At 71.1% G+C, this 26757-nt stretch carries 34 protein-coding genes and 1 pseudogene; 20 read left to right on the top strand and 15 right to left on the bottom strand.

Features of this window, described 5'->3' with window-relative positions:
• Positions 1-36: 36 nt before the first annotated feature.
• The 7 genes from GA0070558_RS27820 to GA0070558_RS27800 form a co-directional block, all read right to left on the bottom strand.
• The gene (locus GA0070558_RS27820) at positions 37-1155 is read right to left on the bottom strand and encodes an IS630 family transposase (RefSeq protein ID WP_218107115.1); all 1119 of its coding nucleotides are present in this window, start codon (positions 1153-1155) and stop codon (positions 37-39) included.
• Positions 1156-1207: 52 nt separating this feature from the next.
• Positions 1208-1378, bottom strand: a complete 171-nt coding sequence (locus GA0070558_RS33620; RefSeq protein ID WP_176734403.1) for a hypothetical protein — start codon at positions 1376-1378, stop codon at positions 1208-1210.
• A gap of 86 nt (positions 1379-1464) precedes the next feature.
• Positions 1465-1698, bottom strand: a complete 234-nt coding sequence (locus GA0070558_RS33065; RefSeq protein ID WP_141722344.1) for a hypothetical protein — start codon at positions 1696-1698, stop codon at positions 1465-1467.
• Positions 1691-2110 carry a hypothetical protein gene (locus tag GA0070558_RS27815; protein ID WP_091285005.1) on the bottom strand — a complete coding sequence of 140 codons (420 nt, stop codon included), beginning with the start codon at positions 2108-2110 and terminating at the stop codon, positions 1691-1693. The genes GA0070558_RS33065 and GA0070558_RS27815 overlap by 8 nt, the downstream gene beginning before the upstream one ends.
• A complete protein-coding gene (locus GA0070558_RS27810) occupies positions 2107-2721 on the bottom strand; it encodes a hypothetical protein (RefSeq protein ID WP_091285002.1) in 615 nt (204 codons plus the stop codon). Before GA0070558_RS27810 ends, GA0070558_RS27815 begins: the two co-directional genes overlap by 4 nt.
• A complete protein-coding gene (locus GA0070558_RS27805; RefSeq protein ID WP_091284998.1) occupies positions 2718-2915 on the bottom strand; it encodes a hypothetical protein in 198 nt (65 codons plus the stop codon). Before GA0070558_RS27805 ends, GA0070558_RS27810 begins: the two co-directional genes overlap by 4 nt.
• 160 nt (positions 2916-3075) lie before the next feature.
• Positions 3076-3540, bottom strand: coding sequence for a hypothetical protein (locus GA0070558_RS27800; RefSeq protein WP_141722343.1), 465 nt, complete (start codon positions 3538-3540; stop codon positions 3076-3078).
• A gap of 360 nt (positions 3541-3900) precedes the next feature.
• Here GA0070558_RS27800 and GA0070558_RS27795 point away from each other — a divergent pair, with 360 nt between their 5' ends.
• Both GA0070558_RS27795 and GA0070558_RS27790 read left to right on the top strand, forming a co-directional pair.
• Positions 3901-4353, top strand: coding sequence for a hypothetical protein (locus tag GA0070558_RS27795; RefSeq protein WP_256092158.1), 453 nt, complete (start codon positions 3901-3903; stop codon positions 4351-4353).
• 59 nt (positions 4354-4412) lie between these two features.
• Positions 4413-4763, top strand: a complete 351-nt coding sequence (locus GA0070558_RS27790; RefSeq protein WP_091284988.1) for an immunity protein TriTu family protein — start codon at positions 4413-4415, stop codon at positions 4761-4763.
• A gap of 134 nt (positions 4764-4897) precedes the next feature.
• Here the strand turns inward: GA0070558_RS27790 and GA0070558_RS27785 are convergent, their stop codons facing one another.
• On the bottom strand, positions 4898-5740 hold the full coding sequence (locus GA0070558_RS27785; protein ID WP_091284983.1) for a TRM11 family SAM-dependent methyltransferase: 843 nt from the start codon (positions 5738-5740) through the stop codon (positions 4898-4900).
• The gene (locus tag GA0070558_RS27780) at positions 5733-6272 is read right to left on the bottom strand and encodes a hypothetical protein (protein ID WP_256092157.1); all 540 of its coding nucleotides are present in this window, start codon (positions 6270-6272) and stop codon (positions 5733-5735) included. The genes GA0070558_RS27785 and GA0070558_RS27780 overlap by 8 nt, the downstream gene beginning before the upstream one ends.
• A gap of 317 nt (positions 6273-6589) precedes the next feature.
• On the opposite strand from GA0070558_RS27780, the gene GA0070558_RS27775 reads away from it, so the two are divergent.
• The 4 genes from GA0070558_RS27775 to GA0070558_RS27760 all read left to right on the top strand — a co-directional run bounded on the left by GA0070558_RS27775 (position 6590) and on the right by GA0070558_RS27760 (position 9069).
• Positions 6590-7366 carry a hypothetical protein gene (locus tag GA0070558_RS27775; RefSeq protein WP_091284979.1) on the top strand — a complete coding sequence of 259 codons (777 nt, stop codon included), beginning with the start codon at positions 6590-6592 and terminating at the stop codon, positions 7364-7366.
• A gap of 125 nt (positions 7367-7491) precedes the next feature.
• Positions 7492-8010 (top strand): DUF6244 family protein, encoded by a 519-nt coding sequence (locus GA0070558_RS27770; RefSeq protein ID WP_439709646.1) that lies wholly within the window; start codon positions 7492-7494, stop codon positions 8008-8010.
• Between the two features lie 230 nt (positions 8011-8240).
• Positions 8241-8597 carry a CdiA C-terminal domain-containing protein gene (locus GA0070558_RS27765; protein ID WP_091285029.1) on the top strand — a complete coding sequence of 119 codons (357 nt, stop codon included), beginning with the start codon at positions 8241-8243 and terminating at the stop codon, positions 8595-8597.
• A 16-nt stretch (positions 8598-8613) separates the two neighbouring features.
• Entirely contained in the window at positions 8614-9069 is a 456-nt protein-coding gene (locus tag GA0070558_RS27760) for a SitI3 family protein (RefSeq protein ID WP_091284972.1), read from the top strand.
• Between the two features lie 215 nt (positions 9070-9284).
• Here the strand turns inward: GA0070558_RS27760 and GA0070558_RS27755 are convergent, their stop codons facing one another.
• Together GA0070558_RS27755 and GA0070558_RS27750 are read right to left on the bottom strand one after the other, a co-directional pair.
• Positions 9285-9722 (bottom strand): hypothetical protein, encoded by a 438-nt coding sequence (locus GA0070558_RS27755; protein WP_091284968.1) that lies wholly within the window; start codon positions 9720-9722, stop codon positions 9285-9287.
• 12 nt (positions 9723-9734) lie between these two features.
• Positions 9735-10718 (bottom strand): hypothetical protein, encoded by a 984-nt coding sequence (locus tag GA0070558_RS27750; RefSeq protein ID WP_141722342.1) that lies wholly within the window; start codon positions 10716-10718, stop codon positions 9735-9737.
• Between the two features lie 621 nt (positions 10719-11339).
• Between GA0070558_RS27750 and GA0070558_RS27745 the strand changes: the two genes are divergently transcribed.
• From GA0070558_RS27745 to GA0070558_RS35055, 14 genes are all read left to right on the top strand, one after another.
• Positions 11340-11630 (top strand): pilin, encoded by a 291-nt coding sequence (locus GA0070558_RS27745; protein ID WP_091284961.1) that lies wholly within the window; start codon positions 11340-11342, stop codon positions 11628-11630.
• Between the two features lie 14 nt (positions 11631-11644).
• Positions 11645-12556, top strand: coding sequence for a conjugal transfer protein TrbL family protein (locus GA0070558_RS27740; protein ID WP_091284959.1), 912 nt, complete (start codon positions 11645-11647; stop codon positions 12554-12556).
• Positions 12553-13446, top strand: a complete 894-nt coding sequence (locus tag GA0070558_RS27735; RefSeq protein ID WP_091284956.1) for a PrgI family protein — start codon at positions 12553-12555, stop codon at positions 13444-13446. Before GA0070558_RS27740 ends, GA0070558_RS27735 begins: the two co-directional genes overlap by 4 nt.
• Positions 13447-13493: 47 nt before the next feature.
• Entirely contained in the window at positions 13494-15197 is a 1704-nt protein-coding gene (locus GA0070558_RS27730; protein ID WP_091284952.1) for a VirB4 family type IV secretion system protein, read from the top strand.
• On the top strand, positions 15194-17659 hold the full coding sequence (locus GA0070558_RS27725) for a type IV secretory system conjugative DNA transfer family protein (protein WP_091284949.1): 2466 nt from the start codon (positions 15194-15196) through the stop codon (positions 17657-17659). The genes GA0070558_RS27730 and GA0070558_RS27725 overlap by 4 nt, the downstream gene beginning before the upstream one ends.
• Positions 17660-17864: 205 nt before the next feature.
• Positions 17865-18710 (top strand): replication-relaxation family protein, encoded by an 846-nt coding sequence (locus tag GA0070558_RS27720; RefSeq protein ID WP_091284945.1) that lies wholly within the window; start codon positions 17865-17867, stop codon positions 18708-18710.
• A 322-nt stretch (positions 18711-19032) separates the two neighbouring features.
• Complete coding sequence (locus GA0070558_RS27715; RefSeq protein ID WP_091284942.1) at positions 19033-19722, top strand: hypothetical protein; 690 nt, start codon at positions 19033-19035, stop codon at positions 19720-19722.
• Between the two features lie 97 nt (positions 19723-19819).
• Positions 19820-20554, top strand: coding sequence for a hypothetical protein (locus GA0070558_RS27710; protein WP_091284938.1), 735 nt, complete (start codon positions 19820-19822; stop codon positions 20552-20554).
• Positions 20555-20568: 14 nt separating this feature from the next.
• Positions 20569-21159 carry a hypothetical protein gene (locus GA0070558_RS27705; protein WP_091284935.1) on the top strand — a complete coding sequence of 197 codons (591 nt, stop codon included), beginning with the start codon at positions 20569-20571 and terminating at the stop codon, positions 21157-21159.
• A gap of 173 nt (positions 21160-21332) precedes the next feature.
• The gene (locus GA0070558_RS27700; protein ID WP_091284932.1) at positions 21333-22691 is read left to right on the top strand and encodes a MarR family transcriptional regulator; all 1359 of its coding nucleotides are present in this window, start codon (positions 21333-21335) and stop codon (positions 22689-22691) included.
• A gap of 79 nt (positions 22692-22770) precedes the next feature.
• Entirely contained in the window at positions 22771-23760 is a 990-nt protein-coding gene (locus tag GA0070558_RS27695) for a DUF932 domain-containing protein (protein ID WP_091284929.1), read from the top strand.
• Between the two features lie 123 nt (positions 23761-23883).
• Positions 23884-24285 (top strand): hypothetical protein, encoded by a 402-nt coding sequence (locus GA0070558_RS27690; RefSeq protein WP_091284926.1) that lies wholly within the window; start codon positions 23884-23886, stop codon positions 24283-24285.
• Positions 24286-24469: 184 nt separating this feature from the next.
• A complete protein-coding gene (locus tag GA0070558_RS27685; RefSeq protein ID WP_091284924.1) occupies positions 24470-24799 on the top strand; it encodes a hypothetical protein in 330 nt (109 codons plus the stop codon).
• Between the two features lie 232 nt (positions 24800-25031).
• Positions 25032-25667, top strand: a complete 636-nt coding sequence (locus GA0070558_RS35055) for a hypothetical protein (RefSeq protein WP_369523391.1) — start codon at positions 25032-25034, stop codon at positions 25665-25667.
• Positions 25668-25748: 81 nt separating this feature from the next.
• On the opposite strand, the gene GA0070558_RS33955 is transcribed toward GA0070558_RS35055, so the two are convergent.
• The 4 genes and pseudogenes from GA0070558_RS33955 to GA0070558_RS34650 form a co-directional block, all read right to left on the bottom strand.
• Complete coding sequence (locus tag GA0070558_RS33955; protein WP_256092160.1) at positions 25749-25895, bottom strand: hypothetical protein; 147 nt, start codon at positions 25893-25895, stop codon at positions 25749-25751.
• Positions 25896-25952 (bottom strand): annotated as a pseudogene (locus tag GA0070558_RS34655) (helix-turn-helix domain-containing protein); the annotation flags it as partial.
• Positions 25953-25979: 27 nt separating this feature from the next.
• Positions 25980-26126: a recombinase family protein gene (locus GA0070558_RS33950; RefSeq protein ID WP_141722340.1), complete on the bottom strand. Its 147-nt coding sequence runs from the start codon at positions 26124-26126 to the stop codon at positions 25980-25982.
• A gap of 108 nt (positions 26127-26234) precedes the next feature.
• Complete coding sequence (locus GA0070558_RS34650) at positions 26235-26357, bottom strand: hypothetical protein (RefSeq protein WP_256092156.1); 123 nt, start codon at positions 26355-26357, stop codon at positions 26235-26237.
• Between the last annotated feature and the right edge of the window lie 400 nt (positions 26358-26757).

The following is a 26757-nucleotide window of genomic DNA, read 5'->3' as shown; positions in this document are numbered from 1 at the left end:
CTAGTGCCGTGACCATGAACGTTGACGGTGTTGGGGTCAGGCTGCGTGGGTGGTGGGTTGGCCCCAGCGTCGTTGGCGTTCGCTGCGGATGCGGGCGCGTTCGCGGCGTTGGGCGGCCAGGACGTCGGGGTGGCGGGCGTTGGCGTTGCGCCAACGTAGGTAGGTCTGCAGCCGACGGGTCAGGACGGTGTGGTTGGGGTGGTTCGAGCCGGCGATGACGAAGGTGCGTAGCGGCCCGAACTGGGCCTCGATCGGGTTGGCCCAGGAGGCGTAGGTCGGGGTGAAGCACAGTTCGACCTTGTTCCGGACCGCCCACCTGCGGATCTTCACGCCTTTGTGTGCGGACAGGTTGTCCAGGATGACGTAGATCGGTGCGCCGTCCGGCCGCGCGGCGCGGATCGACTTGAGCGCGGCGAGGGTGTTCGCGGCGCTCTTGCGGCGGCGCACGACGCCCCAGAGTTGGTCGTCGCCGATGCTGTAGCAGCCGTGGAACTGTCGGACGCCGTGCAGCTTGTGGTAGTTCGCGGGCAACCGGTGTGGGTGCCCGGCCGGTGCCCACCCTGTGCCGGCCTGCGGGCGGATGACCAGGGGCCCGAACTCGTCGAAAGCGAATACCCGCTGCGGGAAGTGGCTGCTCACGTACTCGATCCGGGCGAGCTTGGTGTCCCGCTGCGGGTCGGTGGACTCCTTCCACGTCTTGGTCCGCTGGAAGGTGATCCGGTGCCGGCGCAGGATCTGCCGCAGCCGTTCCCGCCCGATCCGGACCCGGCGAGTCGAGTGCACGCGCAGGTGCTCGGCGAGCTTGCGGATGCTCCACCGGGTGAAGGGCCGCTCCAGCTTCTCGGGGCGGGTGTTGGCCGTCTCGACGATGAACTGTTCTTCGTCAGGACTGATCTGGCGGGGACGGCCACCCGCCCACTGAGGGTCCAGGCTGGCCATCCCCATCTCGTTGAACCGGTGGATGACCTGGCGGATCGTGTCCTCGTCGGCCTGCACCAGGCGGGCGATCGCCGGCACCGTGTTCCCACCGGCAGACGCGAGCACGACCATCGCCCGCCTCAACCGGATCGGCGAGCCGGTACCTCTACGAGTGATCCTCAGCAGCTGCTGACCCTCATGGTCACTGAGCCGCCGAACGCGAACGGGTTCTGCCACCGCCACAGCCTGACCGCAACCACGACGCCCGGCCGGCAGGCCAGACGGCATGTCATCCAACACCGCAAACATTCGTGGTCACGGCACTAGCGTAGCGGCGGCCCTGGGGAACGGAGTCGGCGTACTCGAACTCGTATCCGGCCTGCTGTTCGACGGTGCGCAGCTCGGCGCGCAGCAGCCGGCTACCGGTGACGGCGATGACGGGAAATGGTTTGGGTGTCATGCGGAACCTCCGGGAAGGGTGACGTGCCCGCTCGGCGGGGCCGGCGGGCGATGAGGGTGGCCGTACGGGGTGGTCCCAGGGCACGGTCAGGTGGCCGGGCGGGTCTTGCGGCTGGCGTCGGGTTGGGCGCAGGAGCGGCAGATGGGGCCGAGGTCGGGGTGGTAGCCGGCATCGCATGCCTCGCAGACGATCAGCAGGCAGGAGCGGCATTCGCCGGAGGCAATGAGTGGGAGGCTGGTGCCGCAGTAGCCGCACGGGCCGGTCAGGCAGGCATCGGTGTGCCGGCCCCGCGGGTGGTGGCGGCAGGGGTGCTCACGCACGGCGGTCTCGCCGCAGGTGCTGGTGGATGGTGCCGGCGGTGAACGGTTCCCCGGTGATGTTGTTCGGCGGGTCGATGCGCCTCCATCCGCCGAACTCGCAGGCCAGCCAGGTGGTGCGGTCGTTGGCGGTGATGGCGATGACGTCTCCGGTGGACATCGAACGCAGGCGCAGCAGCCGGTAGGTGCAGGCGATGAGGAAGTCGGCCTCTCCACTCAGCGTCTCGCGGCAGGTCTGCAGCTGGTCGAGGTCGACGTTGAACAGGCCGTAGATCCAGCTGGCGGTCCGCTCCGCTTTGGCGAAGGCGGGCAGACGCCGCCAGTAGGAGATGACCTGGGTGAGGGCGTGGCCCGGCTCGTACGGGAGGAATCGGCTTTCGGTGTTGTGGTAGACGGCGATGACATGCAGGGTCATGACGGACTCCGTTCGGGGCCAGGGGTGGACGCGGGGCCGGGCTCGCTGTCCGGGGTGCGATCGGCGGGGCGCAGCGGTGGAGGTGGGCCGATCGGGCGGACGCGCAGAATCTGCTCCGGCAGCACCATCGCGGCCGGTTGGCCGGTGAGCGGATTCGTAAAGGCCCGGTAGCCGGTGGTCCAGAGCAGGTGCCAGCGTTCGGCGGGTGCCGCCGGGCGGATTCCGGTGGGATCGCCGTGGAAGGACGCGCCAGCCTCGGTCAGCTGCGCGGCCAGTGGTGTCGTGCGGTAGTGGCTCATCCGGCCGGCCAACATGGGGCAGCCGCTGGCGGAGTAGGCGGCGCAGACGGGGTGCATGCCCGGCTCGGGGCTGACGAGCAGCCGCAGGTCGCTGTCGCGCACCGCGAAGACGATCCGCCCGGGGTCGAGTTCGTCGCCGCAGGTCTGGCAGAGCCGTTCCTGCAGTGCGCAGACGTGACGATGGTGGTCGACGGTGCCGAACCGGTACCGGCCGTCGGGGGTGCGGGCGGTGATCCATGGGACGACCAGCCCTCCGACGACGGGCCGCCGGGCCAGGCGTACCGGCACCGCGGGAATCTCGGGGGCGGTCATGCGAGCACCACCGGGGCGGGTACCGGGCCGGTGAGGGCGTTGCGCATCCGTCGCAGCGCGGGAAGTTCCCAGCAGCGGATGGCCTCGGCACGGCGGCCGAGGTTCGCGGCAAGAGTGTCGGTGGGGCTGTCGTTGAGGTGGTGCGGCTGGATCCGGCGGCGGGGGCCGGAGAGTGTGGAGAGGTGGTGTGGCACGGGATTCCTCCATCTGCTGGTGGATGGAATCCGGGCACGCTTGCTGGCCGTGCCCGGATGTTGCGCGGGTGTGCGCGGTCGGCCGGGCATCGGCCGGATGGTGCGGGTCGAGACGGCTGCGTGTCCGGTGCCGGATCACGCCTGCCGGTGAAGGCTGGGGCTACGCGACGGCGACGGAGCGCAGGATCAGGTGGGCGTCCTTGAGGTGACCGGCGAGGATCTCGCCGTTTGTGCCAGCGGTGCTGAGGCTGTCGGTGAGGGCCTGCACGACGGTGTCCGGCACGGCGGCGAGTCCGCTGAAGGCACCGCCGTGGACGTTCTCGGCGATGCGCTGGATCGTCTGGGTCAGATGTGCCTGGACGAGGTTGAGGCCGCACAGCAGCCGGGCCAGTTCAGTCAGGTCGTGGCAGTCGGCGGCGTGGGTCATGGCCTCGCTGAGCTGCTCGACGGCCAGCAGGGCCACGCGCATCGCGGCGTCGCTCTCCGCCGGGCCAGCGGGAGGCCCGTCGTGGTGCAGTCGTACGTGCTGGTTGGTCACGGTCTTGCCGTCGTCGCCGCTGGGGATCGCGTCGGGCAGCTCGGCGAACCAGTCGGGGGTAGTCAGGTACCAGCGGGGCACGAGCATGTCGTCCTCCATCGGACAGCACGAAGGCGGCCACTGGGTGGTGACCGCCGGGCGGAACGGGAACATCGCCCTTGCCCTTGTGGCATGGGCAGAGGGTCGTGGACCGTGTGGGGCCGGATCAGACGCGGGCGACGGCGGCCGACCGGAGCCGGTGGGCGCGATGCCGTCGCGAGAAGAGGCCAGATCAGGGGGCACGAGAAGAAGGAGAGCCTTCAGGTTAGCCTCGGCCAGAGTCCCACGGGCCCTGCTGTCAGGTCGGCACGGCTGGCAGAGGCTGTCAGCCCGCCGAAAGCCGCGATCTGTCAGATTGTTCCCGTGCGGGACTCGACGTCCGGGCCACCGGCTACGGACAATTCAGCCGTGGAGATCGTGGACGTGGCGCAGGCAGGGGCGACCAGGCCACACCACGATCCGGTTGCTCGTGCCGTGTGGCTCGCTGCGGTGCACGCCAGCATGCGTGCTTCCGGCGGGACCGTCACCACCCCGGTCGAGGAGCCCGCCGCCGGCCGGAACTGCTACCGGGTGGGTGTGAGGCTCCGCGATGGAGTAGCGGTGGGCCTGCTGTTCAACGCTGCGGCATTGTTGGTCGCTGCGGCCGAGCCGCAGGATCGCCACTCGGTGACGCTGACGTTCGTCAACGTGCCAGCCGGCAACCTGTTCTCCGAGGCGGGGTTGCGGGTCGCCACGGCCGCAGAGCTGATCCAGCCACTCGGCGACAGTGACCTGCGATTCCTCACCGAGGACGAACGCCGCGATGCCGCCTACCACCGGCCGGACCGGCTCGGAGACCTGCTGTTCAACTGGTTCGACTGAACGCACCGCCGCGGCCGGTGCCGATTCAGCCGGTGGGGGGCCGTGCGACAGTCACGGGCATGACGTTTCCCCTGGAGGCGCTGCCGGTCACCGTCAAGGCCCGAGCAGAGACGTGGGCGAGGCTGGGGATGCGGTGGCACACGCACCCGATCCAGCCGAACCACGGCAAGGCGGTCGTGGTCAGCGAGTTCGAGTCCACGACGTGGCTCGCCGCGATCATCATCTGGGCCACCGGCGAGGCGGAGCTGACGACAGTCCGCCTCGCCGACGACAGGATGGTCAACAAGCACTACGACCTTGAGAACCGCGACGATCTCGAACGACTACTCGATGAGCTGTCCGCTCTGATCGCCGACGACCGCGTTCCCGAGGCCGCAGTCATCGTCCAGGCACCGGGGACACCGGCCTGACCGTGAACCTCGTGTCCGATAATCGCTCGGGCGTTGGCGGTGACCCGCGCGGAGACCGCTCCTGCCCGCTGACTCTCACGGACGCCCAGGATTCCGGTCCCTCATCTGAGCCGATGGGCTGAACCTGCGGGCGTTCAGCAGCGACGTAGGACCAGCACGTCCTCGTGGGCGATCAGGTGCACGGGGATGCCCTCGTCCCTGGCACGGCGGACGGCCAGGAGCCCGAACATGTTCGCCCGGTGCACGATCTGTCCGTCGCGGACGGCCGCGAGCATCGCCGCGCACCGCTGCACCGGCACGAGCCCCACCGACCGGGCGACCGCGAGCAGTTGCCCGGGCAGGTCGATGAGATCGTCGCGCTGGCGGCGTACGGGGCGGCAGGTGATCACCACGGTCCCTCCGGGACGTAGCAGCCGGTAGCTGGCGGCCAGAATCGCGGCGAACCCGTCGAACAAGCGGGACCATCCGCCGTAGGCGAGGTTGCCGCGTTCCCGGTCCCCGTACACGTGGTCCCGCTTGCGGACCCCGGTGCTCGTCGCGCGCACGAGGCCGTGCGTGCCGCGCCCGTACGGCGGTGAGGTGAGCACCAGCCCCACCCGGCCGACCACCGACGCCGGCACCAGGTCGAGTAGACCCGTGGCGTCACCGGTGAACACCTGCGCCGACCCGGTGGCGCCCTGCGACGCGGCCAGGGCGACGTTGGAGGCGGCCAGCACGGTGAACCGGGGCTCGATGTCGATCCCGATCCCCTGCCGGCCGAGGTGCATGGCCTCGACCAGAGTGGTCCCGGACCCGCACATCGGGTCGAACACCAGATCCCCCGGCGCGGTGTACGAGCTGATCGCGTGCGCGGCCAGGTGGGGCAGCATCTTTCCCGGATGGCTGGAGGTCTCCGGCACGTAGCGGCCCCGCCGTTGGTCCCGGGCTGGCTGCTGGCAGGTCAGCCACACCGACGTCACCGGCATGGGCTCATCCATCGACGCCTCCGGGCTGCGTCGCGCTGCGGGTCAGGATCAGCACATCGGTGTGGATGTCCAGCTGCGCCCGCTGGCCACGCCGGGGCGGCCGGTCGGCCGCCACGACGTGCTGCAGGTACGCCAGCCCAGCCCTCTTCGCGGCGACGACCACGTCGACCGGCAGGACCACGTCCCCGTGCGGCAGCAGCACCGCCACGCAGCCGCCCGGCAGGAGGCTCGCGTGGCAGCGCAGGAAGAACTCCACCGCCGAGACGCCGCCGTCGGGGGGCCAGCCGGTGACGATCAGCGTCGCCGCTTCCCGGCCCCAGCCGAGCAGTCGGGTCGATTGCAGATGGCTGCGGCGGTGGGCGGCGATGACCGCGCGGGCCAACTGCGGGCCCACGGCCAGGTCGATGACCAGGTCGGATGGGTGGGTGAGGTTGTGGACCAGCCGTACGCCCATCGCGTTGGACATGGTCTCGCCCTGTGGTGGGGCCGGGACCGGCCAGACGGTGATCGGCACGGGCGCGTCGCCGGGCACCACGTCCCCCACGGGGACCGGTGCCTGGTGCGGGTTTCTGTCGGCCATAGGCGCGGTGGCCCCCGGACCGGCGGGACGTACTGACGATCCCCAGTGCGTGGCTGTCAGGCCGATCGAACCCACCCCCGACCTGACCGAACCGGTCAGGTCACACGCACCATCGCCCAGTGGCGGGCACGCGAACGGTCTTTACCGCCGCGAACCTGACCAGCACAGACACGGCCTGTCCCGGTCTGACAACTCCTTCTGGTGTCAGGTGGAGCTGTCCCAATCGGGGGTCTCGAAGCCTTCGCAGTCGGGCGAAGCGCTACCGCCGAGGGGAACTCACGATGGCAACGACCACCCGCACCAGAACGGCCGTCACGGCCCTGAGCACCGCCGAGCAGGCGTTCACTCTGCTGACCTGCGAACCCGCGCCGCTGGTGTTCGACGCACGCCCCGTGCCGGGCTTGCCGGACACGACGATGCCGCTGGACGAGCTACGCACCCTGCTCATGTTCCACCGCTACGACAGTGACACCACCGACGAGGTGTGGCGGCAACTCGCCCACCACACCCGCGGTTGGGGGCCGGCCTGGGTCGTCGGCGCGATCGGCGTGGCCCTGCCCGCGCTGACACACCTCGCGGCGAAGATCAGCCGCGGCCACGCCCGGCATGCCGACGACGTGGACTCCGAGGTGCTGGCCGGGTTTCTCCACGCCCTGCGCACGGCGGACCTTGCCCCGCCCCGGCTGTGGCTACGGCTGTGCTGGGCCGCGTGGCGCGCAGGCGCCGCCGTCGTCAAGGCCGACGACGGCGAGGAACTCCCGTTGGACTTGCCCACCGGCTCGCGGTCACCACGCATGCCCTACGGGCATCCGGACCTGCTGCTCGGCCGGGCAGCCGCCGCCGGCCTGATCACGGCCGAGGCCGCCGAGCTGATCAGCGCGACCCGGTTCGGCGACGCGCTGATCGAGCACCTGGCCGCCGAGCGGGGCGTGACCGCCTCGGTCCTGCGGATGCGCAGAAGACGAGCCGAACGTGTCGTGGCCGCCGCCGTCACCCGAGGCGACCTCTCCAGTGCGATGCGCCCGCCCGCCCAGCGAGCCGCCGCTGCGGCCGCCTGACGGCACGACCTGGCCAGCACCCTCGGTGGTGTCGGGGCGGTTCGGGGTGCCCCTGCGTGGGGTGCTCCGGGTAGGTTGCAGCTCCGGAGTTCGTTCTCGGTCGGGGTGGCTGACGCGTGTCGAGCATGGAGCAGGTCATCGGGGAGTTGCGGGCGCTGACGGCGGGCGTCGAGCGGGCCCAGGGTCTCACGGCGGCGGCCGACCGGCAGGCTCAGGAGATTGCCCTACGGGCCGCCACCGCCGGGTTCGCCGGGGTCGCTGCCGGCATCGCCCGGGTACGGGCGACGGTCTCCACCGTCCAGGGCCGGCTGGGTAGCCTCGCTGCTGCAGTCGGAGAAGCGACCACGGCCGCCGCAGCGGTTCCCCGGCAAGCTGCTACGCAGGAGACCATCGCCGCGCTCGCCCCGGTGCAGCAACGCATCGCCGCCGCCCGCGAGGCCGCCACCGCGACGATCAGCCACCTCGACGACGCCCGGCACCTGGTCAGCGTCGTCCTGCAGGGCGGGCAACCGGGCCCGCTCCTGCAGGCCCTCGACGGCGTCAAACAGGTCCTCGTGCTGCTCGTACAACGCGCCGGCACCGCCGGGCAGGCCGTCGAAGCGGCGACCGGCCAGGCCCGGCAGCTCGGGGCCTCGGGAAACTGAGCGGGGCTGACCGGCACCCACCGGCCAGCCCCACCCCCGCCGCCAGCACCGAATCCTCCCCCGCCCAGCCCGGCCACGCCCGGGTTGCGGGTGAGGTGTTTCCGCCGTGGAGCCGGCAACCCACCGGCGTTCCCGGCGGCACACCGACCGGCCCGCGTACCAGGATCGGGCCCAAGGTGGACGACAGCACCCGCCGGGCCCTGGAACTGGAGAACGAATGCGCCGACAGCATGGCCACCAAGGGCTACCGGGTGCACCAGAACCCCACCCCAGCCGAGACCGACGACGCCCGCGAGCGCACCGGTGACCACGGCAACCCGGACAAGGACCCCGACTACCTCGTCGAAGGCCACGTCTTCGACTGCTACTCCCCCGCCGCCCGCACCTCCGAGCGAAACATCTGGAGCCAGGTCCGGGAGAAGATCGACGACGAGCAGACCCAGCGGGTCGTGGTGAACCTCCAGGACTGGAAAGGCGACCTCAGCGCGCTACGACGCCAGTTCGACGACTGGCCCATCGACGGGCTGAAGGAACTGACCGTGGTGCAACCCGACGGTACGATCCAACAGATCATCCGGCGACACTGAGCAGAGGCAGGCGGACATGGGCGTCGAGTTCCGGCTGATCCTCGCCGGCAATCCACCCGTCGACGAGATCGCCGCCCTCACCGCCGCACGCCCCGACGAGACACCGCGACCGACAGCGAACCCACGGCTGTTCACCGCCCGCCTCTACGACCAACGCGGCTACGCCATCACCGTCCGCGCCGGCACCCACGGCTACTACGAAGCCGAAACCGACGACGACGCCCGCTGGGAATGGGAACCCGACACGTACGTCAACATCACCTTCTCCCCCCACGCCGACGACCTGACCGACAAAGCCATCCCCAACATGATCACCACCGTGTCCAGGGTCCTAGCCGGACGGGAGGGGGACGCTGCCCTCATCCAGGACGGCAACCACCTCCTCCTCACCCGCACCAACAGCGCCATCCGCCTGCACCACCGCACCGACTGGTGGGACCACTACCACCTCACCCACCTCATCACCGGCTGAATCCATGCCCCGCTCCGGTACTGCCTCGCGGCACCAGACCTACGCTCAGGATCGAAGCACGCGTCAGCCGCGCGCCCAGGCATCGACGCGAGGGCACCGGCTACCCGCATCTGGCCGGACGCTCTCCTTCCTCAGTGAAGCTGATCCGGACTCGATGCTCTGAGCAGGGCGGATCAGCTTGATTGAGAATCCGCCTGGTCACTGAGTGACTCGTTCTATAGCTCCCACACGGTGCCGGGGTCGCCCATGGCCCGCTTCAAGTCGATGATGGTGCCGACGTCGGCAAGCGGTGAAGTGCGTGCCACGTCGACGATACCGCCGACTACGGCTTGGGTAGCTGCGATGTCGCCTGCTGCCAAAGCCTGGTCGAGACTGGTGAACAGCCGCTGATGGGTGTCACGGCGTTCGGCGTATACACGGTCGAAGTAGTCCCGCAAAGCTTCCTGCGAGGCTCGGAGCCTCGCGACCTCAGTCTCGCGGATTGTTCGCAGGTACTCGCGTTTTGTACTCTCTGTCTGGTAGGTCCGAAACCCGTCGCTGACCAGGCCGATAATCAGGTTCAGTGCGCTGAACGCGTCTGCCGCCCCGGCCCGCGCATCTTTTGACTTCGGGCGCATCGGGGTTCCTTCCAGCACGTCCTTCTTCTCCGCCATGCAGTGTCTCCTTTACGTACGTTTGCGGTACTTGAAGATAAGTCTTCCGACGTCCGGATCGAGGTTGGAGTCTTCGTCAGCGACAGGTGCGGCGGCCACCTTCTGCACCGCCTTGACCAGGCTCCATGCAGTCTCGAAACGATCACCGTGGATAGCTGGATCGAGACGGCCCGTTCCGAGGTGGTCGATGGCTTTCGACGCACGCACGGCGAGCTGAGTGAGAACGTCGTCCTTCTCCTGCGCTTGTTCTCTGACGCCGCTGAAGAGGCGGTCCCGAACTTCGAGGTGCTCGATGGCGATTCCGAGCGCTGTTCGGCACTTCTCGACTTCTGTCATCGCCTTCGCACCCTGCCTGTACGCCGTGGCACCGACGGCACCCACGACGATCCCTCCCACGACGAACTTCTCGAGTAGAGCGCCCAGAGCCCTTCCGCCGCCACCTGACGCGATCGTCCCGCCGCCCAGGACCGCCTCGCGTGCTGCCTTCTGCGCTACGCCGCGAAGCTCCGCGAGAGGCCTGTCCGTGCCGGCGCTCGCTATCTGGTTCACGCCCTCATGAAGGAAGTTCCACACCGTGCGACCGGCCCGAGCTGAGTCGATGAGGCCCAAGGCCCAGCCTTCGGCGTCAAGGTTCAGCTTCGGCTGCGCCATGACCTGCAGGGTGGTGGAGAACTCGACGCCGTCGAGGACAAGCAACTCGCTGACTCGCACCTGCATGTTGTTACGTTCGAGGATGCCTCGCATCCGCAGGACGACATCATCATGGACCTGTTCGTGTCTGCGGCCGAACGCCTGCAACTGCTCGTTCGTTCGTGCGTGTTCAGCGAGGTGCGCGTTGTAGCGGTCCTCGTAGGCGGCCCAGATCTCTCGCCCCTGTGTCTCCGCCCGCCAGCGTTGGAGACCGCCGTATACGGCTGACGCCACTCCGCCCGCACCCGTAACGACTGCAGTAGTCGCAAGGGCGATAGGGACAGGCCGTAACACCATCCGCGCCACCGGCGGCACCTCCGCAAGGTCGGTCAGGCGACGCATCCTGGTCGCGTTCGGCTCGCCCCGCGGATGGTATCGCCCCGTGCCACTCGATCGGCCGAAAGACATCGGCGTTCAACCCCTACCCGGTCAGGCAGGTCGACAGCGGCTGTTTGAAAGCCAGCGTGCTGCACCGCCCGGTCACTGCTCAGGGCTCACCGGCGGTTACGGGGTTGTTCGCGCCATCATCGAGCAGCACCGAGGCCCCCACCCGCCGTTACCCGGATCACAATGGTTGAGACAACGGTCGGTCGGAGCGGAGATTTCGAGCACGGCGCAGGTCAAGCGCGAAAGAACAGGCATCAGCACGGCGCACCCCACCGATGGCCAGCCCTGTCAGAGCGTGACAGGCGAACCGGGGGTTCGATCGGCCTGACAGTCGAGATCTGAGCGGTGCATGTCATCCACGGCATGCCCGCCCGGTGGGGACCAATCCTCCCGGCGGGGCCCGTGGTCCGGCACGACTGGCGCGGCGTACTGACACCGCTATCCCTTCACCACTGGTAAGGGAGGAGCGCCCCCACCGGACCACATCCCCTTCGCCCGGTCCCCACCGTGGCGGCCCGCACAGTCTTGTGGAGGGTCGCGATGCACACCACTCTCGCTGTCCTGTCCGACCTCGCCGCCGCAGGTCAGCCGTTGGCGGCGAACAGCATCAGCCAGGTCATCTCCAACATCACCGACTGGATCATGGGCATCATCGCGCTCGTCGCGACGATGTTCCTGGTCATCGGTGGCCTGCGGTACATGGCGGCCGGGGGCGACCCGGCCCAGGTCGAGCAGGCCAAGGGCAACTTCAAGTCGGCCCTGATCGGCTACGCCCTGGCCGTGCTGTCCCCGGTGGTCCTGCAGGTGCTGCAGGGCATCCTCGGCGGCTGAGGCGGCCACCGGTGATGGTCAACTTGCTGATGGACGACCTGATCAGCTGGCTCGCCGAGACGGTCGTTGCCCTTCTCGGCGGCCTCCTGGCCTTCCTGACCTCGTCCATCTTCGTCTCGCCGGACGTCACGGTCCTGCCGCAGGTGCAGTCGATCGCCGAGCACGGGTCGCTGGTCGTCAACGCCTGCTTCGTCCTCGCGATCGTCGCCGCGGGCGCCGCCATGATGGTCGGCGACTCGGTGGAGACCCGCTACAGCGTCAAGCAACTGGTGCCCCGGCTCGTCGTCGGGTTCGTCCTGTCCGCGTTCGCGGTGCCGCTGACCGGCGCGCTCACCGACGTCGCCAACGCCCTGACCGTGTCGATGGCCGGCGAGGCCGCGCCGACCACCGTGGCGGTGACCTTCGTCCAGGCCCGTATCGCCTCGGCGATGACCGACGAGGGCACCGCGCTCCTCACCGTCGTCATCGGGCTGCTCATCGTCGTGCTGATGCTCATGCTCGTCGGCGGTTGGATCGCGCGCGTCGGGGTACTGGTCGTCCTGGCCGGGATCGGGCCGGTGGCCCTGGCCTGCTACGCCACCCCGTGGACGCAGGGCGTCGCCGAGCTGTGGTGGCGCAGTCTCCTGGGCTGCCTGGCCACACCCACGCTGCAGGCGGTGGTGTTCTCGGCGGGCATCGATCTACTGATCAACCCGGAGTCGAACCTGCCGATCCTGCTCGGGCTACCCGGGTCGGACACGCTCAACCTGCTGCTCGTGGTCGTCGTGCTCTGGACCACGGTGAAGATCCCGACATTGATGCACCGGTTCGTCGGCCAGCAGGGTGGCCGGGGCCCCAACGTTGTCGGGCTCGTCGTGCGCACGGTCGCCCTCCAGGGGTTGACCCGCGGTCTGGGCCGGCACCTACCGGTACGGAGGCCGAGATGAGCAACGCCGATGACACGACGCCCCGCGCGGTCGTCCCGGCAGACGTCAACGAGCCGGACCGCATCGCGTTCGGGCTGACGTTCCGGCAGCTCGGCATCGTCGGCGGTGTCGGCCTGGTCGCGTTCGGTGTCTACCGCAGGTGCGGGCATCTGCTGCCGCCGGTGGCGTGGATCGTCGCCGGGGTCGCCGTGTTCGCCGGCACGGTCGTGGTGGCGCTCGGCCGCCGCGACGGCCTGCCCCTGGATGTGTGGCTGCGCCACGGGTTCCTGCTGTCGCGCAGCCCGCGCACCTTCGCTCCGGGCGCGACACAAGCCAGCGCGGTCGCGGTCGTGGCCGACAAGCCGCGTGTCCCGGCTCCGCTGCGCCCTGCGGTCACCAGCGTCACCCCGGCCGGTGTCCTCAGCAGCGAGGGCGGCGACAAGGTCCTGATCGCCTGCGGCACCACGAACATCCACCTGCGCACCGGCGGCGAGCAGGCCGCGTTGCTCGACGGGTTCGGCCGGTTCCTCAACTCGCTGACCGGGCCGGCGCAGCTCGTCGTGGCCACGCAGCGGCACGACCTGACCGCCTACGCACAGGCGACCGTGGACCACGCGCCGCGCCTGCCACATCCGGCGCTGCAGGCCGCCGCCGGCGACTACGCCGACTTCCTGGTCGACCTCGACAGCCGTCGCGATCCGCTGCGCCGGCAGGTCCTCGCCGTCGTCACCGGCGCGTACGCGGCCGATACCGCCGTGCGCGCCCTGTCCGGCGTGGGCGTCGAAGCGGTCGCGTTGGACGGGCCGGCCGTCGCCGCCGCCCTCGCGCAGGCGGCCGATCCGTTCTCCCCGCCGGTGTCCGGCCCCCGCGCGGTGCCCAGCACCCCGATCACCCTACGGAGCACACCGTGATCTTGAGAAAGCCCAGCAGAACAAAGAGCACTGCCCCCGGGGACGGCATGCCGACCCCGGCGGCCCTGTCGGTCACGCCCAGGCACGTGCAGGTGGGCGACGGGTACGCCGCCACGTACGTGGTGTGCGGCTACCCGGCCGAGGTCGGGCCGGCGTGGTTGGACCCGCTGCTGTCCTACCCCGGCCGGGTCGACGTCGCGGTGCACCTCGACCCCGTCGCGCCGCAGCTGGCCGCACCGATGCTCAAGCGGCAGCGGGCCCGCTTCGAATCGTCCCGGCGGCTCGACGCCGACCAGGGCCGGCTGGGTGACCCGATGGTGGAAGCGGCGGCTGCCGACGCCGCGGACCTCGCCGAACGCGTCGCCCGAGGGGCAGCGAAGCTGTTCGAGGTCGGCATCTACGTCACCGTCCACGCCCGCACCCTCGACGAGCTGGACGAGACCATCGCGGGGGTGAGGTCGGCCGCCGCCAGCGTGCTGCTGGACCTGCAACCGGCGACGTTCCGGCACCAGCAGGGCTGGGTATCCACCCTCCCCGTCGGCGTGGACGCGCTGCGGATGCGCCGCATCCTCGACACCACCGCCCTGGCGGCGGCGTTCCCGCTCGCCTCGACCGACCTCGCCGCCCCCGCACCGGGCACCACCGCCGCGCCCGAAGGGGTCCTCTACGGGGTCAACACGACCAGCAACGGCGTGCTGGTCTGGAACCGGTGGGCGCAGGACAACCACAACTCGGTCGTCCTGGCCCGCTCGGGCGCGGGCAAGAGCTACTTCGTCAAGCTCGAAGTGCTGCGCAACCTGTACCAGGGCACGACCGTGGCCGTGATCGACCCCGAGGACGAGTACGCACCCCTGGCCGAGCACGTCGGCGGCACCATCGTGCAGCTCGGCCAACCCGGCGTACGCGTCAACCCATTGGATCTGCCCGCCGATCACCGGCCCGACACCCTGACCCGGCGCGGCCTGTACCTGCACACCCTGGTCTCGGTGCTGCTCGGGGCGGCCCCGCCGCCGGCCGAACGCGCCGCCCTCGACCGGGCCATCACCGCCACCTACGCCCGGGCCGGCATCAACGGCGACCCCGCCACGTGGACCAGGCCCGCGCCGCTGCTGCGGGACCTCGCCGACGTGCTCGCCGCCGACGGCGACCCGGCCGCCGGACAGCTCGCTGCCCGGCTCGCCCCGTGGACCGTGGGGAACTTCGCCGGCCTGTTCGACGGGCCGACGTCGGTCCGGCCCGAGGGCCATCTCGTGGTGTGGTCGCTGCGGCACCTGCCCGACGAGCTGCGCACCGTGGGCACGCTGCTGGCCCTCGACTCGATCTGGTCGGGCATCGACACACCCGTCCCGGGCGCGCATCGTCGGCGGCGGCTCGTCGTGGTCGACGAGGCCTGGTTGTTGATGCGCGACGGCGAGGGCAGCCGGTTCCTGTTCCGGATGGCGAAGGCCGCCCGGAAGCGGTCCGCCGGGCTGTGCGTCATCACGCAGGACGCGGCGGACGTGCTGTCGACGGACCTCGGGCTCGCGGTGGTGTCCAACGCCGCTACCCAGGTGCTGATGCGGCAGAGCACGCAGTCCATCGATGCCGTCGCCGAGGCGTTCAACCTGACCGCCGGAGAGGCCCGGCTGCTGCTGTCCGCGCCCCGGGGTGAGGGACTGCTCGTCGCCGGGCGCAGCCGGATCCCCTTCCGCAGCGTCGGATCGGCCGCGGAGCACACGATCGCCGTGACCGGTGTCGGGGAGGTCGAATGACGGCCGCACCGCCGACCTGGCCTGCGGAGGCGTGGCAGTGGGCCGCCGCCCGGCCGTGGCTCGGTGTTCTCGCCGCCACCGTGATCGTCGCGGCCGTGTCCGGCCACGACCGGGTGCTCGCCTGGCGGCACCGGCGGTTCGCCGCCGGCGCCCGGTGGTTGACCATCGCCGCGCCGCCGGAGGTCACCGCCGAGGCCACCGCCGCGTTCTGGACCACCCTCGTCGGTGTGCTGACGCCGTCGGTGTGGCGGCGGCGCGTGTTCGGCTACCCGCACGTCGGGTGGGAGTACACGTGGACCGGCCGGGCCCTGACCATCCGGGTGTGGGTGCCGGGCACGGTACCGCCCGGCGCGGTCGAAGCCGCTGTCCGGGCGGCCTGGCCCGCCGCGACGCTGGTCGCCAGCGACGCCGACGCCCCGATCCCGGCGCAGGTGGGCGACGAGGTGGGCGGGGCGCACTGGCCGCAGCATCCCGACGGGTTGCCGCTGCGCAGCGAACACGACGCCGATCCGCTGCGGGCGCTGCTGGCCGCCGGGGCCGAGGTACGCCACCGCGAGCACGCGTGCGTGCAGGTCCTCGCCCGCCCGGCGTCGGCCCGCCGCATCCGCGCAGCCAGACGAGCGGCGGCGGCCACGCCCGCCCATCCGCACGGTAGGCCCGACGTCACCGCCCGGACGGTGTCTGCCGGGGCGCGGCTGGCCGTCGAGCCCCTGTTGTGGCTGCTCGACGCGTTCCTGCCCGGACCGTCGCGGCCACGCACCCCGCCCACAGCGGCCCGGGCCGCCGAGCGGAACCCGGTGACCACCGCCGATGCCCGCACCGTGGTCGACAAGGCGGTGCGGGTGCCGCACTTCGAGATCGCCGTCCGGTTCGCGGTGGCCAGCGACGCGGACCGGACCCCACCGGACAAGGAGCGGGCCACGCAGGTCCGGGAGCGTCTCGTCGGTCTCGGGCACACGATCGCGTCGGCCGCTGCGGCGTACACCGGGCCGAACCGGCTGCGGCGCATGAAAATGCCGCGGCCGGTGGCGACGATCGCCGGCCGGCGGTTGCGGCGCGGGTTCCTGGCCACCGTGCCGGAACTCGCGGCACTGGCGGCGCTGCCGCAGGACCTCGCGGTGCCGGGCCTGGACCGGGCGCGGGCCAGGGCCGTGCCGGCGCCCGTGCAGGTGCCCTCCGGCGGGCGGAGCGTGAAGGTGCTGGGGCGCTCGCAGATCGGCCACCACAGCGTCGGGCTGAGGGTGACCGACGCCCGGCAGCACGTGCACGTGGTCGGCAAGACCGGCGTCGGCAAGTCCACGCTGCTGCTGAACATGATCCTCGGCGACATCCGGGCCGGCCGGGGCACGGTGGTCATCGACCCGCGCGGGGATCTGATCACCGACATCCTCGACCGGCTCCCCGCCTCGTACGCGAAGAAGATCGTCATCATCGACCCGGACCAGGAGAACCCGGGCTGCTTCAACCCCCTCGACGACCAGGGCGATCCGCACCTGGCGGTCGACAACCTGGTGGGCATCTTCGCGAAGATCTTCGCCGGCCAGTGGGGACCACGCATGGACGACACTATGCGGGTGGCGTGCCTGACGTTGATGCGGCACGCGAAACCGACGCTGAGCCTGGTGCCGTCGCTGTTGCAGGACCGGGAGTTCCGGGGCCGGTTCACCCACGGCCTCGACGACCCGGACGGCCTCGGCGGGTTCTGGCTCTGGTACGACGGCATCAACGACCAGTTCCGGGGCCAGGTCATCGCCCCCGTCCTCGCCCGGCTACGGGCCTTCCTGCTGCGCGACTTCGTCAAGAGCGTGATCGGCAACGCGCACAGCTCGTTCGACATGGGCGCGGTGCTCGACGGCGGGGTCCTGCTGTGCCGGCTGCCCAAGGGGATCCTCGGTGAGGAGACCAGCCGGATCCTCGGCTCGCTGATCGTGGCCCGGGTGTGGCAGGCCGCCATCGCCCGGGCCAACATCGCCGAGGACCAGCGCAGGGACGCCAGCCTGTACGTCGACGAGTGCCAGAACTTCCTGACGCTGCCCGGCAGCGTCGGGGACATGCTCGCCGAGGCGCGCGGGTTCCGCCTCGGGCTCGTGCTGGCGCACCAGGACCTCGCCCAGTTGCCCCGGGACGTGGCGGCGGCGGTGTCGGCCAACGCCCGGTCGAAGCTGTTCTTCACCGTCGACCCCGCCGACGCGCGGGAGCTGTCCCGGCACACCAGACCCGAGCTGGACGAGCACGACCTCGCCCACCTCGACGTCTACACCGCCGCCGCCCGGCTGCTGGTCGGCAACCGGGAACTGCCGGCGTTCACCTTCACCACCAACCCGCCGGTGCCGGTGGTGGGCGAGGCGACCGCGATCCGGCAGGCATGCGCCGCCGCCCACCGCCGCACCGATGGGGAACCGCCGATGCAGCAGCTGGCCCGCACCGCGATGAAACGGCGGATGAACTCCCGCGACCGCTGACCGGCGGGCTGCTCGTGCGGGGGCTCGGCCGGGTACGGCACCGGGGGCTCGTTTGGGGGTGTCCGCGACACGAGGCCCCAGACGAGCCCCCGCCACCGTCCTGTCAGGTGCCCCACCTGCCGGAACCCGGCCCGCGACCGGCCCGCCAGCAAGATCGACTCATCCAGACTCCCTACGGGACTCTCTCTCCACGGGGTGACCCTCCATGCCGCCATCACGTTCCCCTGGCCTGCTCGCCCTCTACCCGCACATCACCGGCCGGGACCGGCTGCTGCTCCAACTCCTCGACGACCACCAGGTCCTCACCACCGACCAGATCCACCGCATGCTGTTCCAGGCGCGCCGCACCTGCCAAATCCGGCTCGGTGAACTCGCCGGCCTGGGTCTGCTGGACCGGTTCCGGTTCGCCCGCGCCGGAGGCGGCAGCCACCCGTGGCGCTGGACCCTCGGCCACCACGGGCACCAGTTCCAGGCCGCCGCCCACCAGCGGCCCGAGCCCACCCTGCGGGCGACCCGCCAACGGGTACACCGGCTGTCGGCCAACCCGCACCTGACCCACCTGCTCACCGCCAATGAGTTCTTCGTCCGGCTCACCGCTCACACCCGCCGGCGCCCCGAGGCGCGGCTGCAGCGGTGGTGGTCCGAGACGCTGACCGCCAGGCAGTTCCGGACCATCACCGCCGACGGCCACGGCCTGTGGAGCGTCGCCGACACGACGGTCGGATTCTTCCTGGAGGCCGACACCGGCACCGAACCGCTGGGCCGGGTCGTGGCCAAACTCGACCGGTACGCGCAACTGACCCGCCGCGGCGGCCCCCGCTACCCGGTGCTGTTCTGGCTCGGCAGCGAACACCGCGAGGAGCATCTCCACCGGTTCCTGACCGGCGACGTGCCGTGCGCGACCGCCACCCACACCGCCGACCCGGCCGAGGCGGTCTGGCTCCCCGCCGGCGCCACCGCCCGGGTCCCCCTCGCCGAGTTGCCCAGCGACCACGGCCAGCCGGTCGCAGACAACCCGAACTTCGACGACGACGGCGACTTCGCTTTCTGACAGCCCCTGGCAGGCCGGCAACGGATCCTGTCAGCTCAGGTCACAGCCATCGCCACAGATCCTGACCGCGCTGGCGCTGTCAGGTCGCGGCGCTACGGTGCAGCTTCTTCTCTCTGCTCGCACCGCCGCCCGTCTGTCCCCTCTCCGGATCTGCCCGCGCCAGCGGGATCGCCTCCCAGCCCACCCCTTCGGTCGGCTCGTGATCCATGCCCCGCGCCTCCACCGGCAGCTTCCCCGGCCAGACGCCGCGCCCCGGTGGCACCACCACCCGACACACCCCGTCATGCCCAGCCCTGTCCTGCCGCGAAGGGAGCACCCCGCCATGCCCGCACCCACGTCCTGGCCCGCCCAGGTCGTCACCGTCTGCTTCGCCGCCGGCGACGACGCCGACTGGTTCGCCGCCGCCGAGAAGGTCCACGCCCGCCTGCACGCCCACGGCACCCCAGCCCGCCGCTACCACGTCCGCCACCGCCGGCTCATCGGCTGGCTGACCCGGTTCTTCGGCTACTACCTGCTCGACGCCGCCCGCCGCTTCGGCGCGGTCACCCTGGCCGCCGGCGGCCGCAAGAGCCGACTCGACCTGACCGGCACCGCCGCGAAGGCCACCCACCACGCCGGCCTGCGCTGGCGGGCCTGGAACACCCACATCGCCGCCACCACCAAGCCCGCCCGCCCCTGGGAGGACTTCCTCGCCCAGCACCTCGCCGACCCGACGAAGATCACCCTGAACGAGGCCCGCCGCCGCTTCGAACAGCAGCCCCGCGTGCTGGCGATGCTCGCCAGCGCCTTCGACCCCTACGAGCTGTCCGTCTACCAGGCCGGCGAAGCCACCTACGTCGGCCTGCACTGGCGCATCGCCCTCGTCGGCGACGCTCTCATCACCACCGACGGCCGGGTCCTCTCCCCCGCCAGCGACTCCGTCGCCGACCGGTTCCGCTTCCTCAACGAGGCATGCGGCTACCTGCGCAACCTGCGGCAGGACGCGCGGGTGTGCGCCGTCGCCATCGCCTGACACCTGACCACCCGAACACACCGAGGACCGGTCGCCGCCCCCGCGGCGACCGGTCCTCGCCATGCCCGCAACCCGCCCACCAGCAGAGGAGAGCCCGGTGTTCCTGACCGATCCCGCGCTGCGGCGCATCGCCGCCGAGACCAACGACGTCCTGCCCGAGCGCCTGTGGCGCCACGACACCGCCACCCGCGACCCGCTCGGCGACCTCGCCCGGATCCTGCACACCACCGCCCGCGAGTTCACCGACAGCACCACCGTTCTCGACCGGGCCCTCGACCGGCTGGGCGTGCTCGCCGACACGACCCGCCGGGGGCTGGCCGCCCGCGCCGACCTGCACGCCGCCGGCTACCACCAGGCGCTCACCGACGCCCTCACCGCCCGCGAACGGCACATCGCCCTCGGAGCCATGCTCCTCACCGTCTACCGCGCCTGGCGCCACCACCGGCCCGTGCCCGGCGACGGCGACGAGCGACACCTGCTCCTGTACGCCGGCGACCCGACGCACGGCGTGGCCACCCTGCGCCGACGCGAACCGCAAACCTGGCTGGTGGTGCCCGACGCCGAGGCCGCCACCGCCTTCGGCATCCCCTACCCCGAGCGCATCGTCGGCGAGGTCGCCGAAACCGAGCCGGGGTGGACACCCACCGCTTACACCGTCGCGCCGCACCACCGGACGCCGGCCGGCAGGACGTACCCGCTGCCGGCCTGCGACGACCTCGCCTCGGCCTGCCGGTCGCTGCTGCGCTGGTGGCACCTGCACCACTCCGACACCTGGCGCAGCCGCACCCCCGACCAGCTCACCCCCGCCGAACTCGCCCACCTCACCAGCTGAGCCGGGGGACCCTCATGCCGCACCTCGACCTAATCGGCCGCTGGATCGCCGCGACCACCGGCCGCACCCTCGACCAGCACGCCGCCGACCCCCTCCCCACCGCCGCGCACCTGCCCGAGGCCGCCAGCACACTGCGGCACCTGCGCACCGAGCTGCTGCTCACGGTGGACCAGCTACGGACCCTGCTCATCAACGCCGACGACCTCACCGGGCCCGTCAGCGCCGTCACCGGCACGCTGAAGACGATCACCGACCTGGCCCACGAGTACCACCAGGCCCGCGACCGGATCGACACCCTCATCGGCGACACCGCACGCGCCGCCTACGCCCAGGCACACCCGGGCCGGATGGTGCAACGGCGCTACGTCAACCCCGGCGACACCGTCCTGGTCGTCCTGCCGCACACCGACGCCTGCCGCAGACAACACCTCGCCGGCCGGCGCGCCCACATCAAGGTCGGCACCTCCGACGCCGGGCTCCGCCCGCCCGGCAGCGCCAACCCACTACGGCTGTCCCACGCCGACGCCGGCATCTACCGCGACCCGACCGAGGACCGCCTCTACATCCTCCAGGCCACCGCGGACGCAGCCACCGCTGGCAGCTGATCCCCGCGCGGCACCACGCCGCTCACCATCCACCGGGCCGCACTTCCACTCCCAGCACACAGCGCGGCAGCGCCTACACGCCCTGCCGCGACCGGTGCTGCCCGCGACCCGGCGCACACCGCCCGGCACCGCCCGGTGCCCGGCAAACCCATCTCCCTGAGGAGGGAACCCTGATGGAACACCAGCCCCTGACACCTGCCACGCAGGCCGTCCTCGACGCCCTGACCGCTCTCGGCCAGGGCAACGTCCAGGAACTCGCCGACAGCTCCGGCAAGGCCCGCTCGACCACCGACCGGGCGATCAAGGCCCTGGCCGAGGCCGGACTGATCGTCGCGGTGGACCCCGACGCCGACGTGGCCGAGGGCACGCCCACGCGGTGGGCCCTGGCAACCCCGGCCGAGGCCACCGACACCGACCCGCAGGATGCCGACCAGGGCGACGAGCACCCCGCCGGCACGGACGCCCCCGAGCACGCCGACCCGAGCCCGGATGCCGAAACCGGCGAGCCGGACAGCGAGCCGGCCGGGACGCCCGACGGACCGGTCGACAACGGTAGGGACGGCGACATCGGCCAGGACGGCGGGACCGGCCAGGACGAGAGCGGCGACGCCGACGGCACGGAGCCGGACACCGACCCGGCCAACCAGGGTGACGGTGCCGCCGCGGACGAGCCGACCGACCTTGACGGCCAGCCCGACGCTGGCGACGGGGGTTCCGGCGACGACGGGGAGGACGAGGAGGCACCAGCGGCGGCCATCGTGCAGCCGGCACGTCCGGGTGACCGCAAGGTCATGGCCATCAAGGCCGTCCTGGCCGACCACGGCGACGACGGCGACGACGGCGACGACGGCGACGACGGCGACGACGGCGACGACGGCGCGACCCTCGACGTGATCGTGGCCGAGAGCGGCATCGGACACGCCACCGCGACCCGGCTGCTGACGGCGATGGAGCAGGCCGACGCCGCCCGCCGGCTGCCCGGCCTGCCGCAGCGGTGGATCCCGGGCCCGACCAAGGCCAGCGAGGTCGACCCGAACCCGGAGCCGCCCCGCTGCCCGCTGTGCCACCAGGTCATCCGTGGCCTGGCCACCGCACCGGACGCCACGGCGACGGTGCAGTCGCTGATCCGGCCGGACGGCACGCTGCACATCGTCGCCCCGGACGGGGAAACCCACGTCGTCGACCTGCCCACCCGCACGCCCCCGCGTACGGCGGGCGTCGCCCGCAGTGCCGGTCGGCGCGGCGACGGGACCGTCAACACCGACGGCAGCCAGCCCTTCGGCCGGGGCGAGCTGGAGAAGCTCACCCTCGACGTCCTAGCCGCCCACCCCGGCCACGCGATGACCCCGCAGGACATCGCCACCGCAATCAGCGCCCAGCTCCGCCGCGCGGTCAGCTCCGGGGCCGTACGCAACAACTGCACCAAGGCCGCCGCGGCCGGCCGGATCCTCCTGGTCTCCGACGCCCCGCTGACCTTCGCCTACCCCGCGCCGGCCGGCGACGGCCCCGACGGCCAGGCCGACCCGTCCTGACCCGCACACCACATCCCTGACCCGCTGCGGGGGCCGAGCCGCGCGCCCGGCCCCCGCAGCACATCGAAAGGAGAAGCCCGTGCCACACGAACTCGAAGCCCTCGCCGACGGGACCACCGCCTTCGCCAGCGCCCGCCTGTCGGCCTGGCACCAGCTCGGCACCGTCACGCAGGACACCATGCGCGCCGAAGAGATCATGGCCGCCGCCCGCCTCGGCGACTGGGGCGTCCGCACCATCCGCACCGTCGGCATCGACATCGTCGACGGCGTCGAAGTGCAGATCCCCGCCGACGACAAGCGGATGACCGTACGCCGTAACCCCGTCACCGGCGACACCGAGTACCTGGGCATCGTCGGCACCGACTACACCGTGGTCCAGAACGAGCAGTGCGCCGAGATGCTCGACCGCCTCGTCGACCAGGTAGGCGGCGCCCACTTCGAAACCGCCGGCAGCCTCCGCCGAGGCAAGAGCGTGTTCGTCACCATGAAGCTGCCCGACGCGATGGAGATCGCCGGGGTGGACCGCCTCGACCTCTACCTCATCGGCACCACCTCCCACGACGGCACCGCCGCGCTGCGCGTCGACGCCAGCCCCATCCGGGTGGTCTGCGCCAACACCCAACGCGCCGCCTTCGCCAACTCGGTCGGGCATTACACGTTCCGACACACCTCCAACGTCAACTCCCAGATCAGCCAGGCCCGCGAGGCACTGGGCCTGATGTGGAAGTACATGGAGACCTTCGAGAAGGCCGCCGAGCGGATGCTCAACACCGAGCTGACCATGCGCGAGTTCGAACAGATCGTCGGCCAGGTGTGGCCGGTCAAGGACAACGCGTCCGAGCAGACCCGCAACAACGCCAAGCAGCGCCTCGGCACCCTCAAGTACCTCATCCGCGAGTCCGATACCCAGGCGGCCATCACCGGCAGCCGGTGGGCCGGCTACCAGGCCATCACCGAGTACCTCGACCACTACCAGCCCGCCAAGAACGCCATCGCCCGCGCCAACCGGGTCCTCACCGGCAACGTCGGCGACCTGAAGGTGACCGCCTTCGACCTGCTCAAGGTCTGACCGCTCCCCAACCACGCCGCCGGGGCGACGGCCACCCGTGCCGCCGCCCCGGCCCTCCATTTCCGAAGGGACACACGTGGCACCGCGCACGACGAGGCGCGACGACGCCCGGGCGGACAACCAATGAGCGGCCACATCCGCCACCCCCGAAACATCCGGCAGACGGTGTGCGGACTGCCCGCCACCGACGTCCGCCGGTGGGAGACCGAGCACCCACCACGCATCGACCACACCTGCGAGGACTGCTACACCCTGCTGCCCGAGGCCACCCGACCCGACGACGCCAACCACCCAGCGGGCGACCCCACCCTCATCGACACCCTGCGGCGCATCGTCGCCGACCGGCAGCACGCCAAGATCGACGGAGTCCTCGTGGACCTGTGGTCGGCCAACGTCACCGTCCTCATCTGGGACCGCCTCCGCGACGACAAGCGCCAGCGGTTGCTGACCCTGCCGTCCCACGAACTGATCCTGCGCTGCGTCGCCATCTACACCCGCCTCACCAGCAACGGCGGCGACACATGACCAAGTGACCGACAAGCGGATGCTCTCGCCGACCGCCCCGTCCGCCCGGCCCCGGCCAAACCTCCACCGCCCGCCGCTGACCTGAGCGACGGCCCGACATCCACCCATCCATCGCGTACGCCTCGGACGCCGCGCACCGCCGGCGGCGGCCGAGGCGTACGCCTACGCACCCTCGGAGGGCCCCATGACGTACACGACACCGTGGCAGAGAAGCTGCGACTGTCGCTGCCTGATCCACCACCACCTGCCGCGCACCACCTACAACGAGTCCGACTGCGCCTGCACCATCACCTGCGCCACGCAACCCCTCACCCTGCTCTCCGACCGCTGGGGCTGCGCGCTCTTCCTCGACCCCGCCGGCGACCTCTGGCACGTCCCCGCCATGACCCACGGCACCTGGGACTGGAGCAAAGCCGCAGAAATCGACACCCGCTTCGACCTCCACGACGCCGGCCGGCTCATCGAGCAACTGCTCCGCCACGTCGCCCAGGTGCTCGCCGCGCCTCTCACCTGAACGCACTACCACCCACCGTGGGCCGCCCGAAGGGGCGGCCCACCGTCCTTTTTGCGTTCTACGACCCGAAGAGACAGCGGTGTACCGCCCCCACTGAACGAAGTCGCCGGCTTTCTTGGCGACGATCGTACGGGCTGCTACCGCACGTCCACCGCCTGCAGCCCGCGTCCTCTGTTGCCTCGCCGGCCGCACAGACCCGGCTTTCTTGCGTCTCCAACGAAGGGCCACCGCCATGACCAGAATCCTCATCGGCGTCGTCACCGTCGTCACCATTGTCTGCCTCGGACTGCCCATGCTTCTGCTGTCGTCAGTCCTCGGCAACGGGTCCGGCGGCTGTGACGTCCCCACCGCACCTGCCGTGCGCCCCAGCGGGCACCCAGCCCGCAGCGTCAGCTGGGACACCGAACAACTGGAGATCGCCGCGACCATCATCGACGTCGGCGTCGCCAAGGGCGCGCCCCGCTGGGGTTGGGTCGTCGCCGTCGCCACCGCCATACAGGAGTCCGGCCTGCGCAACCTGCCCCACCTCGGCAACCGCAACGACCACGACTCCATCGGAGTGTTCCAGCAACGCCCGAGCCAGGGCTGGGGCACCGTCACGCAACTCTCCGAGCCCAGCTACCAAGCAGGGAAGTTCTTCGACAAGCTCCTGGCCGTCCCCGGCTGGGAATCGATGCCACTCACCCAGGCCGCCCAGACGGTCCAAGTCTCGGCCTACCCCGACGCGTACGCCAAGTGGACCGACGACGCGACAAGTCTGGTGGACCAGTTGACCAGCGCCCTTACCGACTGCCCACCGACGCGCTCAACATCCTTCCGGATGGGTTCGCCCGTCCTGCCGACACCCCACCCGCCGTCGCCACCGTAATCTCCTGCCCGGCCCGGCTGGTGGTCAGTTCGCCGGGCTGGCCACCGGCCGGCGACCCCAACACCACCCACCACCGCCGCCTCAGCCGGGAGGCGAAGGCGCGGCGGTGAGCAGCTGGTCGTGCTGGCCGCCGGCGGTCGGGGACGGGAGCCGTAGGGTGAGTTCGGGAAGGGCCTTGTAGAAGAGGGTGGCGCGGGAGACGCCGAGGAGGGTGGCGATGGAAGCCATGGACCGGTCAGGTTCGGCGAGCAACTGCAGTGCGTAGGAGACCTTCTCGGGGGTCATGACGGGTGGGCGGCCGAGGCGTTGTCCTCAGGCGCGGGCGGCGGCCAAGCCCTCGTTGGTGTTGGCGACAATGATGGTGCGGATGAACTCGGCCAGGGCGGCGAAGACGTGGAAGACGAACATGCCGCCAGCGGTGGTGGTGTCCAGCTTCTCGTACAGGGACAGGAACCCCACGCCGTGGCGCTTGAGTCGGCCGACGATGGCGATGAGGTCTTCAGTCCGACCGCTGGGTGTTCTTGCCGGAGGCCTTGTCGAAGAAGCACCGCGCGCAGCCGGCCGCGGTCAGCGCCGCCTGTTGGCGGGCGAGGTTCTGCTCCCGGTCGACACCCGGCCGTAGCCGATGCGCACCCCGGACAGCGGGGCCGGTGCGAGGAAGTCGCCCGGGGTGGGTGTAGGGGCGGTCATGCCATCGAGGGTGTCCGACAAACCCGTGATCGGCTTGTTGGACACGCCGGGTTTCTGGACAGGTTTGTTAGACAGCTCTGACTGGTCGTTCTCCCGCTTTTTGATCTTGTTCGGGAAACGATCGATTCTCGGACAGCCCCCCGGGGCCCTGTCCACTAGATCAACTCCTCAGCATCGCTTGGCCGGGAGCTAAAGACGGGCCTTCTCTTGGACACACGCCGCATGCCGTCGACGCCGGAGCCCAACCATGCCCCCTACTCGGAAGTGGAACCCTCCATGGCAGCCCGCAAGTTGCCATAGACGACCCGGGTCTGTGGGTGGTCGTTGCCGAGCACCCGCCGGCAGTCGGTGAGGGCCTGCTCGAACAGCGGGATCGCCTGCCCCAAGTCCCCCGCCGACC

The sequence above is a fragment of the Micromonospora haikouensis genome (assembly GCF_900091595.1).
In the GTDB taxonomy this organism is placed as follows: Bacteria; Actinomycetota; Actinomycetes; order Mycobacteriales; family Micromonosporaceae; genus Micromonospora; species Micromonospora haikouensis.
Note: the sequence above shows the minus strand (reverse complement) of the source record. Positions and strands in the feature narration are given on the sequence as shown.